The organism is Bradyrhizobium sp. UFLA05-109 (assembly GCF_054185165.1).
On the sequence record NZ_JBBIAR010000028.1, the window covers coordinates 22,709 to 37,974 of the forward strand.

The following is a 15,266-nucleotide window of genomic DNA, read 5'->3' on the forward strand; positions in this document are numbered from 1 at the left end:
GCAACGACGCCCTTATCATTCCAGTGCCAGACCCAACCCCAACGCCGGTCTGGGAGATTCCCCAAGTTTCATGCCGCTTGTAGCTAATTTCACCGACGCCGCAAACGGCCGAGCGCGCCGTAATTTCATTTCAGTCCAAGACGTTGCCTAAGAGCAACGTCACAAAAAAGCCCGCTTCACGATGCCGCCAGATGGAGAATGTCGTTGTAGGTCGCAAACACCATCAACATCAGTACCAAGCCGAGCCCGATTCGAAACCCCATCTCCTGCGCGCGTTCCGACAAAGGCCGGCCCCGGACCGCCTCCACCGCGTAGAACAAAAGGTGCCCACCATCGAGCAGCGGAACCGGAAACAGGTTCAACAGCCCGATCGAGATCGACAGCACCGCAGCCAGGTGCACCAGCGCCGCAAGACCGATGGTCGCGACCTGCCCGGAGATCTGGGCGATTCGCAAGGGACCGCCGACCTGATCGGCCGCCTCGCGGCCCGTAAAGACCCCACCGATATAAGCGAGCGTGCGGTCGATCACGAACCAGGTTTCCTTCACGCCCAGCCACAGCGCCGTAGCCGGATCGACCCGTTCGGTGACCGTGTCACCGGCCGCTGTCTGCCGGGTGATTCCGAGCACGCCGAGCCGATGCACGTTGCCGAATGGGTCCTTCACCTCGCGCAGTTCCGGGGTCCCGGTCAGATCGACCTGCGAATCGCCTCGCTTCACGCTGAAGGTCAGCTTCTCGCCGGCATGCGTGCCGACGATCCGCTGCATGTCGGAGAAGCTTCCGATCTTGGTTCCGTCGATCGTGGTCACGACGTCGCCGACCTGGAAGCCGGCCGCAGCCGCGGCGCTGCCGGCCTCGACCTTGTCGACTCGCGCCGTCGTCGATGGCTTGCCGAAAAAGGTGAAAAGACAGGTGAAGATCACGATCGCGAGCAGGAAGTTCGCGATCGGTCCGGCCGCGACGATCGCAGCCCTCGGGCCCACCTTCTTGTGATGGAAGCTGCCGGCGCGTTCCTCTGCCGACATCGCAGCCAGCGTCTCGGCCGACGGCGTCGAGGCCTCGGTGTCGTCGCCGAAGAATTTGACGTAGCCGCCGAGCGGGATCGCCGAAATCTTCCAGCGCGTGCCATGGCGGTCGTTGAAGCCGACGAGCTCAGGGCCAAAGCCGAGCGAAAAGGTCAACACCTTCACACCGGCCCAGCGCGCAACCAGAAAATGGCCGAGCTCATGGAAGAAAACAACGATAGTCAGGACGAATAAAAAGGGGATCGCGTAGCCGATCAGCCCATGGCTCAACGTATTGAAGCTATGGAGGAAAAACTCAGTCATCGATTCCTCTTAACCCGGCGCCTCGCGGCCCCGGTTCCGAACCTACTAGGATGCCTTTGAGGCAATTTGAGGCAATAGGGTGGCCGCCCTATTTCGCGCAACATGGTCAACGGTGATCGCATCATCCGCGGAGGACAAGGGCGCCAGATTGCCACCCCTGATCCAGTCTTCGAGCGTCGCTTCGACCAGCCGCGCTATGGCGCCGAATCTGATCTTGCCGGCGATGAAGGCCGCCACCGCGACCTCGTTCGCCGCATTATATACCGTAGTGGCGCCGCGTCCCGTCCTTAAAGAATCGTAAGCGAGGCGCAGGCCCGGGAAGCGCTCAAAGTCAGGCGCCTCGAAGGTCAATTGCCCGATCTTGGCGAGGTCGAGCTTGGCGGCGGGTCCCTTGATGCGGTCGGGCCAGCCGAGGCAGTGCGCGATCGGCGTGCGCATGTCGGGGGCGCCGAGCTGCGCAACGACCGAGCAGTCGGAGAATTCGACCATGCCGTGGATGATCGACTGCGGATGGACCAGCACGTCGATCTCGTCCGGCTTCAAGGCGAACAGATAGGACGCCTCGATCACCTCGAGGCCCTTGTTCATCATCGAGGCGGAATCGATGGTGATCTTCTGGCCCATGCTCCAATTCGGATGCTTCAGCGCCTGGGCCAGCGTTGCCTGCTCGATGTCGGTGCTCCTCCAGGTGCGGAACGGGCCGCCCGAGGCGGTGATGATGACGCGCACGAGCTCGTCGCGATTGCCCGAGCTCAGCGCCTGGAACAGCGCGTTGTGCTCGGAATCCGCGGGCAGAATGCAGGCACCCGCCTTGGTGGCGCGCTGCATGAAGAAATCGCCGGCGCAGACGAGACATTCCTTGTTGGCGAGCGCGACATGGGCGCCGCGATCGACCGCGGCGAGCGCGGGCTTCAGTCCCGCCGCACCGCTCACCGCCGCCATGACCCAGTCGGCCGGCCGCGCACCAGCCTCGATGACGGCGCTTTCGCCGGCACCGCATTCGGTCTTGGTACCGGCGAGCGCATCCTTGAGCTCGGCAAGTTTGGAGGTGTCGGCGATGGCGACGAAGCGCGCGGAAAACTCCTTCGCAAGCTTTGCCAGCGCCTCGACGTTGCCGTTGGCGGTCAGCGCCTCGACGCGATAGCGCTCGGGCGAAGCGCGCAACAGATCCATCGTGCTGTCGCCGATCGAGCCGGTGGCACCGAGGACGCTGACGCTGCGCACCGCAGATGCCGCGGGCTTGTTGTTACGCAAAGGGACTGGGCTCATTGTTTCACCAAACCATAAGACCGCTTCCCGCGCTATGCACACCATGGCGCAGGTAGCCGAAAATCCAGGCCACCAGAATGGCGGCGATGAAGCCGTCCAGGCGGTCCATCAGCCCGCCATGTCCGGGGATTAAGTGACTGGAATCCTTGACGCCGAACCGGCGCTTGACGGCGGATTCGAAGAGGTCGCCGGCTTGCGAGACCACCGACAAGATGGCGCTGAGGGCTAGCAATGGAACCGCCTTGCCGAACCCGGAGGCGGCAAAACCGCCTGCGACCGCCAGACTCGCGACGAAGCCGCCAATCGCGCCGGCCCAAGTCTTCTTGGGGCTCACGCTAGGCCACAATTTTGGACCGCCGATGCCCCGGCCCGCAAAATAACCACCGATGTCGGTCGCCCACACCACGAGCAGCACGAACATCAGTGCAACGAATCCGTTCACCGGATCCTGCCGCACCAGGATCGAGGCGAGCAGCGCAGCCACCGCATAGGCGAAGCCGGCCCCCGCCCAGGTAAACCTGTCTTTCGCCAGCAGCATGATCACGACGCCGCCGATGGCGCCAATCGCGACCGCAGCCTTGAGCGCCCCGAAGGCGACACAGAATCCCATGATGGCGAGGACGATCGTCCCACACGCTGTCAGGACAACCCGCCCTGCCCCGACCACCGTCAGCCATTCCACAAACAACCCGATCGAGGCGAGCGTAACCAGGAACGCCCAGAGCCAACCGCCGGCATAGGCGAGCGCGATCGCCAGCGGCGCCAGCACGAGGGCCGCGAGGACACGCATCATCAGGTTGCTTGAAGCCGGCTTTGAGCCCGCCGGCGCGGCATCGTTTTCGGTCACGAGGCGGTTTTCGCGACCAGGCCGCCGAAACGGCGTTCGCGTCTGGCAAATTCGGCGATCGCGCCTTCGAGCGCAGCCTTGTCGAAATCAGGCCAATGGATCGGCACGAACACGAGCTCGCTATAGGCGGCCTGCCACATCAGGAAATTGGATAGGCGCTGCTCGCCGGAGGTGCGGATGATGAGATCGGGATCGGGAATCTCGGGTGCGTCGAGATAATGCCCGAGCGCTTCGGCATCGATCGAGGCCGGATCACGCTTGCCCTCGGCGACTTCGCGCGCGAGCTTTTGCGCGGCTTTCGCGATCTCCTGCCGCGAGCCGTAGTTGAACGCGACGATGAGGGTGAGACGCGTGTTGTTGCGCGTCAGCTCCTCGGCCTCGTTCAAGAGGGCGCAGATGTCACCTTCGAGTCCCTCGCGCTCGCCGATGATGCGCACCTTGACGCCATCACGGTGCAGGCTCGCGAGGTCGTTGCGGATGAAGCGTCGCAACAGGCCGAAGAGATCGCCGATCTCGCTCGCCGGACGCGACCAGTTCTCGGAGCTGAAGGAGAAGATAGTGAGATAGCGGATGCCGAGTTCATGCGAGGCACGGACGACGCGGCGCAACGCTTCCACGCCGCGGCGGTGGCCCTCGGCGCGCGGCAGGCCACGTGCAGCCGCCCAGCGCCCATTGCCATCCATGATGATGGCGACATGCGCAGGCGCCTCGGACCTTTCCGGTCCTTCCGTGACGGGCGCGGCGGCGTTGGACATGAAGGCGATGCCTTAGACGGTGAGAATTTCTTTTTCCTTGGCCGCCAGCAACTGGTCGATCTCGGTGATCGTGCCATCGGTCGCTTTCTGCACCTCGTCGGCGTGACGCTTCTGGTCGTCCTCCGACATCTCGTGATTCTTCTCGAGCTTCTTGAGCACGTCGAGACCGTCGCGACGGACATGGCGCGCGGCGACTTTGGCAGCTTCAGCGTATTTGTGCGCGACCTTGACCAGTTCCTTGCGCCGCTCCTCGTTGAGCTCGGGGATGCGCAGGCGCAGCACCTGGCCTTCGGTGGCGGGGGACAGGCCGAGATTGGAATCGACGATTGCCTTCTCCACCGGCTTGACCATCGACTTGTCCCAGACCTGCACCGAGATCAGCCGCGGTTCCGGCACGCTGACGGTGGCGAGCTGGTTGAGGGGCATGTGGCTGCCGTAGGCTTCGACCTGAACCGGATCGAGCATCGAGGCGGAGGCGCGCCCGGTGCGCAGGCCCCCGAGCTCGTGCTTGAGGGACTGGACGGCGCCCTGCATGCGGCGCTTCAATTCGTTGAGGTCGAAATTACCCGTGGCCATCACGCTCTCCCTTCAGATACTCGGCCGAACCGCGCGAGCTGCGCCCGGCGGCCGTCAGCCGGCGACGATCGTCCCGTGGCCGATGCCGCGCAAAATCGCCCCGATCGAGCCCGGCTCGGCGATCGAGAATACGATGATAGGCAGTGACGTCTCGCGGGCAAGCGCGAAGGCGGTCGCATCCATCACCTTGTAGCCGCCCTCGATCGCCTGCGAATGCGTCAGCCGGTCGAAGCGCTTGGCGGCAGGATCCTTCTTGGGATCGGCCGAGTAGACGCCGTCGACATTGGTTGCCTTGAGGACGGCCTCGGCGCCGATCTCGGCGGCGCGCAGCACCGCGGTCGTGTCGGTCGTGAAGAACGGATTGCCGGTTCCACCGCCGAGCAGCACGATTCGGCCCTCGGCCAGGTATTTGTGCGCCGCAGCGCGGGTGAACAGCTCGGAAATCTCGGGCATGACGAAGGCCGACAGGGTACGCGCCGGCGTGCCCTTACGCTCGATCGCCGCTTCCACCGCGAGGCAGTTCATCACGGTGGCGAGCATGCCCATGGTGTCACCGGTCGGGCGCGACACGCCACGGGAGGACACCTCCACGCCACGAACGATATTGCCGCCGCCGATCACCACTGCGACCTCGGCACCGAGATTGCGTGCGGCGATCAGATCGTCGGCAACCCGGTCAACCGTCGGCTGGTCGATCCCAAAACCCTGCTGTCCCGCGAGATATTCGCCGGACAGCTTGATCACCACGCGACGGTAAACCGGATCAGTCATGAGCACTTTCCCTCTCCGGGCGCCGCTTCCGGCGGCAGGCCGGAAGGAACCGTCCCGGCGCTTACTTCTTGCCGCTGGCGGCCGCGACTTCTGCCGCGAAGTCGCTTTCCTGCTTCTCGATTCCCTCACCGAGAGCATAGCGCACAAAGCCGGCGATCTTCACGGGCCCCCCGACCTTGCCCTCAGCTTCCTTCACCGCCTGCGCCACCGACTTGCCGGTGTCGTGAATGAAGGCCTGCTCGAGCAGGCAGACTTCCTTGTAGTAGGTCTTCAGGCCGGACTCGACGATCTTCTCGATCACATTCTCCGGCTTGCCCTGCTGGCGGTACTTGTCGGCGAGCACGTCCTTCTCGCGCTTGACGATCGCCGGATCGAGACCGGCAGGCTCGAGCGCGAGCGGGTTGGCGGCCGCGACATGCATGGCGAGTTGGCGGCCGAGCGCTGCGAGCTCATCGGCCTTGCCGGACGATTCGAGCGCGACGAGGACGCCCATCTTGCCGGCACCATCGATGACGGCACCGTGGACGTAGCTCGACACCACGCCCTGGCTCACTTCGAGCGAAGCCGCGCGGCGCAGCGTCATGTTCTCGCCGATGGTGGCGATCGCGTCATTGATCGCAGCTTCGACCGTGACGTCGCCGACCTTGCTGGCCTTGATCTTCTCGACATCGGCGCCGGCATCGAATGCGACCTGGGCAATCATCTTGACGAGGCCCTGGAACTGGCCGTTGCGCGCGACGAAATCGGTCTCGGAGTTGACCTCGACAACGACGCCCTTGGTGCCCTTGGTGAGCGCACCGATCAAACCCTCGGCCGCGACGCGGCCGGACTTCTTGGCAGCCTTCGACAGACCCTTCTTGCGGAGCCAATCCTGAGCCGCTTCCATGTTGCCGTCGTTCTCGGTGAGTGCGGCCTTGCAGTCCATCATGCCCGCGCCGGTCGACTCGCGCAGGTCCTTGACCATTGCAGCTGTGATCGTAGCCATCGTTGAAAATCCTTCTTGCCTGCCGGTTAACCCGCGGCGCGGCGCTGTCTCGCCCCACCGCGGTCCATCACAGGACGTCGCGTCAACTGAAATGGTGGCCGGAATGATCCGACCACCCCTCGACTGTTATTCCGCTTCCGCGGTGAGCGCCTTGGCCTTGGCCACCCAGGCATCCGCACGGCTGGGCAGACCAACCTCTTCGCCGATCTTGTGCGCGGTGGCGTGATCGAGCTCGGCGAGCTGCCAGTAGTGGAAGATGCCGAGGTCGTTGAACTTCTTCTCGATCGCACCCGACACGCCCGGGAGCTTCTTGAGGTCGTCGGCGGTGCCGCGCGGACCTGCAAGGCCCTGGAAACCGCTGGTCGACGGAAGCTCTTCAGCAGCCGGCTTGACCGAAGCGCCGATATCGATGCCCGCATCGCCCTGGGCGCGCGAGATGCCGTCGATCGCCGCACGCGCGATCAGATCGCAGTAGAGCGAGATCGCGCGGCCCGCGTCGTCATTGCCCGGGACCACATAGGTGATGCCCTTGGGGTCGGAATTGGTGTCGACGATCGCCGCGACCGGGATGTTGAGCCGCTGGGCTTCCTGGATCGCGATGTCTTCCTTGTTGGTGTCGATCACGAAGATCATGTCGGGCAGACCGCCCATGTCCTTGATGCCACCGAGCGAGCGGTCGAGCTTGTCGCGCTCGCGCTGGAGCGTCAGGCGCTCCTTCTTGGTGTAGGAGTTGGCTTCGCCACCAGACAGCACCTCGTCGAGATGACGCAGGCGCTTGATCGACGCCGAAATCGTCTTCCAGTTGGTCAGCGTGCCGCCGAGCCAGCGCGAATTGACGAAGTACTGCGCGCAGCGCTTGGCCGCATCGGCAACGCCGTCCTGCGCCTGGCGCTTGGTGCCCACGAACAGGATGCGGCCACCCTTCGCGACGGTGTCGCTGACGGCCTGGAGGGCATGGTGCAGCATCGGCACGGTCTGCGCGAGGTCGACGATGTGGATGTTGTTGCGGGTCCCGAAAATGAACGGTGCCATTTTCGGATTCCAGCGGTGGGATTGGTGACCAAAGTGCACGCCAGCTTCGAGCAGCTGACGCATGGTGAAGTCGGGTAGCGCCATAGTGATAATTCTCCGGTTGGTTCCTCCGGAAACGTGTGAGCAAGACGGAGCGTTCTCGCCCCGGCTGCCACCGGACGGCCTTTTGAGCCATGTTTCCGTGTGAGATGGCGCGCTATATAGCGCGATTTCGGCCAGAAGCAAGGAAATAAGGGCTTTTGGAGGGCGTTTTGGCGCCCTGCCTCGAGCCCTTTTTCCCGCAGTTCCACGCCTTCCCTAGCACTTTGGGTGGTTCGGGGGACATTTCTTCGGGGCTGCCGCCGCAGGATGCGGCGGAGCAGCCGGACGGGGCGGCGGAGCCGCGGCCACCCGCGGTGGGGGTGGCGGCGCCGGGCGGGCTGCTGGCGGCGGAGCCGGCCGCGCCGCAGCGACAGGCGGAGCCGCGGCGTGGGAGGGCGGCGGTGAGGCCGCTCGCGGCGACGGTGCCGAGGGCACGGGTTTCGCGACGGCTTGGGGATGGGCCGGCTTGGCCGCCTGCGGCGGCGGGGTGATCGCACGCTGATTCTGCGGCTTGACCTGCTCGCGCGCCGTGGGCTGCACCGCGCCGACCACGGGCTTGCCGGCTGCTGCGCCTGCGGGCGGCGGCGTGGTCCCCTGCTCGCGGATTGCCGACTTCGTACGGCTGTTCGGAGCGGTCCCCGCCGCCGTCCCGGCGACCGGCGGCTTGGGCGCCTGACCCGGCGCCGTGGCGGCGTTTGCGGTGGGCGCCGTCGTGGACGGCGCCGTTGCGGTGGCCGCGTTCGGATGCGTGCCGTTGACGGGCGCGGTCGCAGTCGGCGCAAGCCTGCCATTCGGCGTCTGGGCCGCGGTCGGCGCCGCCCCTGTCCCGGTGGGCGCGGGCGGCGTCCCACGGGTGCCGGGGACCGGCAGCGTGTTGGCCTCGGGCAGCCTGCTCGGCGGCGCGGCTGCGGTCGGCGCGACATTCGCTGGTGTCACAGCCGGTGTCCCCGGCCTCGCCGTCGGCGTGATCGTGGCGCTCTGCGGCATCGGCAGCTTGCCCTGCTGGATCAGGGCGGCGCGCTGTGCGACGGCCTGCGGCACAGCCGGTCCCGCCGCCGTGGCACGGCCGGCGACGGCCGGCGCGAGGCTGCCGGGCGCGAGACCCGCCGCGGTCGCCGGCGGCCGGTTGATGACGTTGTTGATCACCGTGGTGTTGTGAATGTTCTGGTAGATGATGTTGTTCGGCGGCGGCGCGACATAGATCGGCGGCCTGACGAACACCGGGATCGGCACGAAAACCGGCTGGGGCAGCACGAACAGTCCAACCACGGGCAGCGGCGGCGGCAGCACGATGAAGTCCGGCGGCGGCGGCGGGCAGAAATAGATCGGGGGCGGCGGCGGCGGCACGAAGCCGAACACGGGATCGCTGAACAGGAGCACCGGACGATCGACATAAACGATCTCTTCCGGCGGCGGCGGCGGCACGTCGTAATCCATCATGGCGAAGCTCGGCGGCGGCTCGAGCGGCGCGGTCAGGATCGCAAGCCTGCGCCGTGCATCGCCAGCATGCGGCCCGCGCGGATAGCGGCGCAGATAGGACCAGTAAGCGTCCGGCGTGTCGGCGCGATAGCTCCGCCGCCATGTGATCGCCTCGCGGCGCGCCGCGACGATCGCCATCACGCGCTTGGCCATCGGATCGCCGGGATAGGCGGCGAGGAAATCCTCATAGGCCGGCAGCGTGTCGCGCTCGAGCGCGGCCGCATAAGCGTCCTGCACGCCGAGATCGCGGATCGGCTTGTTGCGGATCGCGGCGACCTGATCGGGCGCGGCCTGCGGCGGCGGTGCGTCAGGTCCGCGCTCGAAGAACGAGAACTGCGCACTGATCTTCTGATCGTCCCAAGGCACCTGCGCGCCCTTGCTGGTGTCGTTGACGCGCAGGCGCACGCGGTCGAAGACCTCGGGCAGCGACAGGCCCCCGGTGCGGATCATCTCGGCGAGCGACTGGGCGTAGATGCCATAGGGCCCCGGCTCTTCCGGCGCCACGGTGCCGGGCGCGGCGTTATAGGCGATCAGCATGTTCGCGTCGGGCTCGACCAGCGCGAGCCCGCTTGCGATCGCCTGGCCGCCCTCGATGAAGGGCTGCGCCCGGGCCGCATCGAGCACGACGATGTTTGCCTTCAGCGGCAGCGCGGCGAGCTGGCGGACGTAGTCGCTGATACGAAGCGCCTCGGTCGGAACATCGGTATCGCGCATGATGTTGGAATCGACCGGGATGAAGTAGTTCTCGCCGGCGAGTTGCACGCCATAACCGGCGAGATAGATCATCGCGACCGTGCCGGGTCCCGATGTCTGTGCCTTCTGAAGAAAATCGCGAAAGCTCTTGCGCAGCGTGTCGCCGTCGAGGTCGCGGGCGCCGACCACGTCGAAGCCGGCGGCCTGGAGCGTCTGTGCGATCAGGCCGGCATCATTGGCGGTCGTTGCCAGCGGCGACTTCGCGTAGGCGCCGTTGCCGACCACCAGCGCGATGCGCTTCTCCTGCTGCTGGGCGTAGGCCGGCTCGAACAGTCCACCTGCAGCGAGCAGCAGGCTCGGAAGAAGCAGACCGAAGAAATATCCAAGGAAAGATTGTCGTGTCCCACGCATGGCTTTCGCGCCCGCTAGTGTTGTTGAGCTTCCCACCGCACATGAGGCGCACGGCCGGCTGAACGGCGTTTGAACGAAAAGCGCTTGGAATGAGGCGACCGCATGACCGCTGGCCGCAGTCCGTCAGCTCCATGTCAGGTTCGCGATTGCGAGTTCCTGGCCGCATGATCCTGATCCAGGCCCCCTACCCCTGGGAGATCAGGTCGACGGTGCCCGTGGCCAGCCGGTAGATGCCGCCGACGACCTTGAGCTTGGCCTGCTCGGCCGCGGCATTGAGGATCGGCGCCGCAGACTTCAGCTTGGCAACATTGTCGATCACGTTTTGCCGGATCGCCTTGTCGAGCACGTCCCCGCCCTGCTGCATGGCCGCCTTGGCGGCGGGCGCGATCGCTTCGACCAGCTCGGGAATGTGTCCCGGCGGCGGCTTGTTGTCCTTGATCGCCTTCAGCGTCGCATCGACGGCGCCGCAACTGTCGTGGCCCAGCACCATGATCAGCGGCGTGTTCAGCACGGCCACCGCATATTCCAGGCTGGCGATGGTCTCGTCGCCGGCGAAATTGCCGGCCACGCGACACACGAAGAGATCACCGCGGCCGCTGTCGAAGGCGTATTCCGGCGCGATGCGCGAGTCGGCGCAGCTCAACACGGCCGCGAACGGATTCTGGCCGCCGACCAGCGCTTCACGCTCATGCTTGAAGTCGTGGCGCCGCGTCACGCCGTCGACATAGCGCGCATTGCCGTCCATCAGCCGCTTCAGCGCCGCATCCGGCGACAGCACGTTCTGCGGCTTGGGCGGCGTCTTCGTCTCCTTGGCGAAGGCCGTCGAACCGAACATCAATGCCGAAGCGGCGAACAGCATCATCGAGCGTCGCGAAGGCACGAGCGGATGATGCAAATAGTCAGAGCATTTGTCGCACATATCTTTCCCCTACCATCTCAGTACATATCTGCATGAATAGTACAGGACGCAAATGACAGCGACACTTCGCCGCCGACAAAACCATGTACCGGCACCGCCGGACTCGATCGGCGGATGCTACAATTGCTGCACGTCGACCACGCCGGCGACTGCCTTGATCGCGCCTGCGATCTGCGGCGAGACCTTGAAGCGGCCGGGCAACTTCATCTCCACCTCGGTTTCGAGATCGAGCATCATCACCAGCGAGACCTCGCCGTCGCCGTTGGAACGCGGCGCGATGCCGGGGCTGCCGACCTTCGGCGCTCCGCCGTTTGATGGCGCAGCGTCCGGACCTGAAAGCCGCCGCGCGATTGATTCCAGCGGCTTGGTGTCGCGCAGGAAGATGCGCAGGCCTTTTTGCGTCTTGGCGGCGGCGTCATCGAGCGGCTCGGCGTGCAGCACGCGCGCACGCACGTCCTCGCCCTGCAATTCGGCTCCGAGCTGCAACAGCACCGCCGCGCCCGGCTCCAGCACGTCGCGATATTGCGCGAGCCCTTCGGAGAACAGCACCGCCTCGAAATGGCCGGTCGGATCGGACAACCCCATGATGCCCATCTTGTTGCCGGTCTTGGTGCGCCGCTCCATGCGCGACACCACCGTCGCGGCGACCTTGCCGGCGGTCGCGCCGGTCTTCACCGCGCGCGAAAATTCCGCCCAGCTCTGCACCCGCAGGCGCTTGAGGATCGTCGCGTAGTCGTCGAGCGGATGGCCGGACAGGAAGAAGCCGATCGCATCATATTCGCGCCGCAGCCGTTCGGCCGGCAGCCATGGCTCGATCTGCGGCAGCATGATGGTCGGTGCATCCGCCGCGCCTCCGAACATGTCGTTCTGACCGATGGTCGCGGCCTCATTCGCGCGCTGGCAGGCGGCGAGGATCGCATCCGCACCGGCAAAGACACGGGCGCGGTTCGGCTCCAGCGTGTCGAAGGCGCCTGCGGCGGCGAGACTTTCGATGATGCGCTTGTTGATCGCGCGCGGCGACACGCGCGCGGCGAAATCGGCGAGCGAGGTGAACAGCCCGTTCCTGGTTCGCTCTTCGATGATCTGCTCGACGGCCTGAAGGCCGACGCCCTTGAGCGCTGCGAGGGCGTAATAGATGGTCTTCTCGCCGACTTCGAAGGTCGCCCCTGAACGGTTGACGTTCGGCGGCTCGACCTTGATGCCGAGACGCTGCGCCTCGGAGCGGAATTCGGAGAGCTTGTCGGTGTTGTTGAGATCGAGAGTCATCGACGCCGCGATGAACTCCACCGGATAATGCGCCTTCATGTAGGCGGTGTGGTAGGACACCAGCGCATAGGCCGCCGCGTGGCTCTTGTTGAAGCCGTAATCGGCGAATTTGGCGAGCAGTTCGAAGATCGTCTCGGCCTGCGCCTTCGGCACGCCGTTCTTCACCGCGCCGACGACGAAGATGTCGCGCTGCTTGTCCATCTCGGCGCGGATCTTCTTGCCCATCGCGCGGCGCAGGAGGTCGGCGTCGCCGAGCGAATAGCCCGACATCACCTGCGCGATCTGCATCACCTGTTCCTGGTAGATGATGACGCCGAACGTCTCCTTCAGGATCGGCTCCAGGACGGGGTGCAGATATTCCGGCTCCTCGTCGCCGTGCTTGCGCGAACAATAGGTCGGGATGTTCGCCATCGGGCCTGGGCGATAGAGCGCGACCAGCGCGATGATGTCCTCGAAACGGTCGGGGCGCATGTCGATCAGCGCGCGCCGCATGCCCTGGCTTTCAACCTGGAACACGCCGACCACGTCGCCGCGCGCGAGCATCTGGTAGCTCTCGGCATCGTCGATCGGCAGCGTCGCGAGATCGACATGGATGTCGCGCGGCTTGAGGAGCTTCACCGCGACGTCGAGCACGGTCAGCGTCTTCAGGCCGAGAAAGTCGAACTTGACGAGGCCCGCGGGCTCGACCCATTTCATGTTGAACTGGGTCACCGGCATGTCGGACTTGGGATCGCGGTAGAGCGGCACGAGCTCGCTCAAGGGGCGATCGCCGATCACGATACCTGCCGCGTGCGTCGAGGCATGGCGCGTCAGGCCTTCGAGGCGCTGGGCGATGTCGAAGGCGCGCGCCACGACCGGGTCTTCATCGCGAAACGCCTGGAGCTTTGGCTCGCTCTCGATCGCGGCGGCCAGCGTTACCGGTGCGGCAGGATTCTGCGGCACGAGCTTCGTGAGCTTGTCGACCTGCCCATAGGGCATTTGCAGCACGCGCCCGACGTCGCGCAGCACGCCGCGCGCCTGCAGCGTACCGAAGGTGATGATCTGCGCGACCTGGTCGCGGCCGTAGCGCTGCTGCACGTATTGGATCACCTCGCCGCGGCGGTCCTGGCAGAAGTCGATGTCGAAGTCCGGCATCGAGACACGCTCGGGATTGAGGAAGCGCTCGAACAGCAGCCCGAACTTGATCGGATCGAGATCGGTGATGGTCAGCGCCCAGGCGACCAGCGAGCCCGCGCCGGAGCCGCGGCCCGGCCCGACCGGAATGCCCTGCGACTTCGCCCATTTGATGAAGTCGGACACGATCAGGAAGTAGCCCGCGTATTTCATGCGGGTGATGACGTCGAGCTCGAAGGCGAGCCGCTTGTTGTAGTCCTCCTCGGTCGTGCCCTGCGACAGGCCGTGCACGCGCAAGCGGTTCGCAAGCCCCTCCTCCGCCTGCCGCTTCAATTCCCCCGCCTCGACCGCGGCCGCATCGGAGCTGCCCGCGGCGCCGACGGTGAAGAACGGCAGGATCGGCTTGCGCGTCATCGGTCGGAACGAGCAGCGCTCGGCGATCTCGATCGTCGAGGCCAGCGCCTCCGGAATGTCGGCGAACAGCACGGCCATCTCGGCGCGCGTCTTGAAGCGGTGGTCGGGCGTGAGCTGCTCGCGATCGCTCTCGGCGATCAGCCGCCCGCCGGCGATGCAGAGCAGCGCATCGTGCGCCTCGTAGTCGTCGGTCGAGGCGAAGTACGGCTCGTTGGTCGCAACCAGCGGCAGGCCTTTCGTGTAGGCGATGTCGATCAGCCCGCTCTCGATGCGGCGCTCCTTGTCGATGCCATGGCGCTGCAATTCGATGTAGAGCCGGTCGCCGAACAGGGCCGCGAGTCGCTCGCAGCGCGTGGCTGCGAGCTCGGCATGGCCGGCCCCGAGCGCAAGCGAGATAGGCCCGTCCGGCCCACCCGTCAGCGCGATCAGGCCTTCAGTCTCGCCGTCAAGCCAATCGAACTTGATGAACGGCGCGTGGCTGTCGGGAGTCTCGAGGAACGCGCGCGAGTTCAGCCGCATCAGGCTGCGATAGCCGCGCTCCTGCGCGGCCAGCAGTACGACCCGCGAGGGCAGAATCGCATTGCGCGCATTCGGATCCTGGTCGCCGAAATCGATCGCGAGCTCGCAGCCGACGATCGGCTGGATGCCGGAACCCGCCATCTTGTCGGAGAACTCCAACGCACCGAACATGTTGTCGGTGTCGGTCAGCGCCAACGCCGGCTGATGGTCCTTTTTCGCCAGCTCCGCGAGCTTGGCGATCTTGATCGAGCCCTTGAGCAGCGAATACGCCGAGTGAACATGAAGATGGACAAATCCGGCGCTCGGCATGGTCGCTTACGGCCTTTTGCATATGAGATGGAGCGGTCGCGGCGCCGGAGGCATCCTGCACTCGCTTGCCCGACTCGCCTCACAATGGTGAGGCGTCGCCGCGCCAGAGTCCACGCCGGAGCGGCCGATCGGCCGCGTCGTCCCGCTTTTCCCCAAAGGCCACCCGCGAGGAACTCTCACCGGGGCGCCGAGCAGCGGTTTACAGAACCGCTGGCTAAAGCTGCGGAATCACCTGCGCCCAGATCGCGATCATCCCGACGAACAGCGTAATCGACGCCAGTGCAGCGGCTTCTTCCACGAAGATCTTCAACATGGCCTTGCTCCCTCACCAGAACATAGAGAGAACAATGTTCTATTTTTGTTCTGAGAGTCAAGCGCCGCAAAGGCCGTCGCGGCCCGGCTTCGCACCCAATGGTTAACTCGGTGAATTCCTGAAAGAAAAAAGCCCCGGCACAAGGCCGGGGCTTTCGCGACCGCTCCGAAGGAGCGACCTTATCGG

11 protein-coding genes are annotated in these 15,266 nt (G+C 65.5%); all 11 read right to left on the reverse strand.

All coding sequences use genetic code 11. The features are described 5' to 3' along the window. Window positions 1-176: 176 nt before the first annotated feature. Entirely contained in the window at window positions 177-1,328 is a 1,152-nt protein-coding gene (locus Q3C01_RS21225) for a M50 family metallopeptidase (protein WP_458147255.1), read from the reverse strand. A gap of 45 nt (window positions 1,329-1,373) precedes the next feature. Then, window positions 1,374-2,597: a 1-deoxy-D-xylulose-5-phosphate reductoisomerase gene (gene dxr, locus Q3C01_RS21230; RefSeq protein WP_458147256.1), complete on the reverse strand. Its 1,224-nt coding sequence runs from the start codon at window positions 2,595-2,597 to the stop codon at window positions 1,374-1,376. Window positions 2,598-2,601: 4 nt separating this feature from the next. Next, a complete protein-coding gene (locus Q3C01_RS21235) occupies window positions 2,602-3,444 on the reverse strand; it encodes a phosphatidate cytidylyltransferase (RefSeq protein ID WP_458147257.1) in 843 nt (280 codons plus the stop codon). Next, on the reverse strand, window positions 3,441-4,199 hold the full coding sequence (locus Q3C01_RS21240) for an isoprenyl transferase (protein WP_458147258.1): 759 nt from the start codon (window positions 4,197-4,199) through the stop codon (window positions 3,441-3,443). Before Q3C01_RS21240 ends, Q3C01_RS21235 begins: the two co-directional genes overlap by 4 nt. A 12-nt stretch (window positions 4,200-4,211) precedes the next feature. Then, window positions 4,212-4,775 (reverse strand): ribosome recycling factor, encoded by a 564-nt coding sequence (frr, locus tag Q3C01_RS21245; protein WP_254095528.1) that lies wholly within the window; start codon window positions 4,773-4,775, stop codon window positions 4,212-4,214. A 54-nt stretch (window positions 4,776-4,829) separates the two neighbouring features. After that, on the reverse strand, window positions 4,830-5,546 hold the full coding sequence (gene pyrH, locus Q3C01_RS21250; protein ID WP_458147259.1) for a UMP kinase: 717 nt from the start codon (window positions 5,544-5,546) through the stop codon (window positions 4,830-4,832). A gap of 61 nt (window positions 5,547-5,607) precedes the next feature. Continuing rightward, window positions 5,608-6,531: a translation elongation factor Ts gene (tsf, locus tag Q3C01_RS21255; protein WP_458147260.1), complete on the reverse strand. Its 924-nt coding sequence runs from the start codon at window positions 6,529-6,531 to the stop codon at window positions 5,608-5,610. A gap of 126 nt (window positions 6,532-6,657) precedes the next feature. Next, the gene (locus Q3C01_RS21260; RefSeq protein ID WP_458147261.1) at window positions 6,658-7,647 is read right to left on the reverse strand and encodes a 30S ribosomal protein S2; all 990 of its coding nucleotides are present in this window, start codon (window positions 7,645-7,647) and stop codon (window positions 6,658-6,660) included. Window positions 7,648-7,860: 213 nt separating this feature from the next. Further along, entirely contained in the window at window positions 7,861-10,227 is a 2,367-nt protein-coding gene (locus Q3C01_RS21265) for a caspase family protein (RefSeq protein ID WP_458147262.1), read from the reverse strand. A gap of 184 nt (window positions 10,228-10,411) precedes the next feature. Further along, window positions 10,412-11,146, reverse strand: coding sequence for a carbonic anhydrase (locus Q3C01_RS21270; RefSeq protein WP_458147263.1), 735 nt, complete (start codon window positions 11,144-11,146; stop codon window positions 10,412-10,414). Window positions 11,147-11,263: 117 nt separating this feature from the next. After that, window positions 11,264-14,767, reverse strand: a complete 3,504-nt coding sequence (gene dnaE, locus Q3C01_RS21275) for a DNA polymerase III subunit alpha (RefSeq protein WP_458147264.1) — start codon at window positions 14,765-14,767, stop codon at window positions 11,264-11,266. Window positions 14,768-15,266: the final 499 nt, after the last annotated feature.

Excerpts from the sequence above, each read along its gene's own strand:
- Q3C01_RS21225 (WP_458147255.1), bottom strand. The coding sequence starts at position 1,328 with ATGACTGAGTTTTTCCTCCATAGCTTCAATACGTTGAGCCATGGGCTG.
- dxr (WP_458147256.1), bottom strand. The coding sequence starts at position 2,597 with ATGAGCCCAGTCCCTTTGCGTAACAACAAGCCCGCGGCATCTGCGGTG.
- Q3C01_RS21240 (WP_458147258.1), bottom strand. The coding sequence starts at position 4,199 with ATGTCCAACGCCGCCGCGCCCGTCACGGAAGGACCGGAAAGGTCCGAG.
- frr (WP_254095528.1), bottom strand. The coding sequence starts at position 4,775 with ATGGCCACGGGTAATTTCGACCTCAACGAATTGAAGCGCCGCATGCAG.
- pyrH (WP_458147259.1), bottom strand. The coding sequence starts at position 5,546 with ATGACTGATCCGGTTTACCGTCGCGTGGTGATCAAGCTGTCCGGCGAA.
- tsf (WP_458147260.1), bottom strand. The coding sequence starts at position 6,531 with ATGGCTACGATCACAGCTGCAATGGTCAAGGACCTGCGCGAGTCGACC.
- Q3C01_RS21260 (WP_458147261.1), bottom strand. The coding sequence starts at position 7,647 with ATGGCGCTACCCGACTTCACCATGCGTCAGCTGCTCGAAGCTGGCGTG.
- Q3C01_RS21265 (WP_458147262.1), bottom strand. The coding sequence starts at position 10,227 with ATGCGTGGGACACGACAATCTTTCCTTGGATATTTCTTCGGTCTGCTT.
- Q3C01_RS21270 (WP_458147263.1), bottom strand. The coding sequence starts at position 11,146 with ATGTGCGACAAATGCTCTGACTATTTGCATCATCCGCTCGTGCCTTCG.
- dnaE (WP_458147264.1), bottom strand. The coding sequence starts at position 14,767 with ATGCCGAGCGCCGGATTTGTCCATCTTCATGTTCACTCGGCGTATTCG.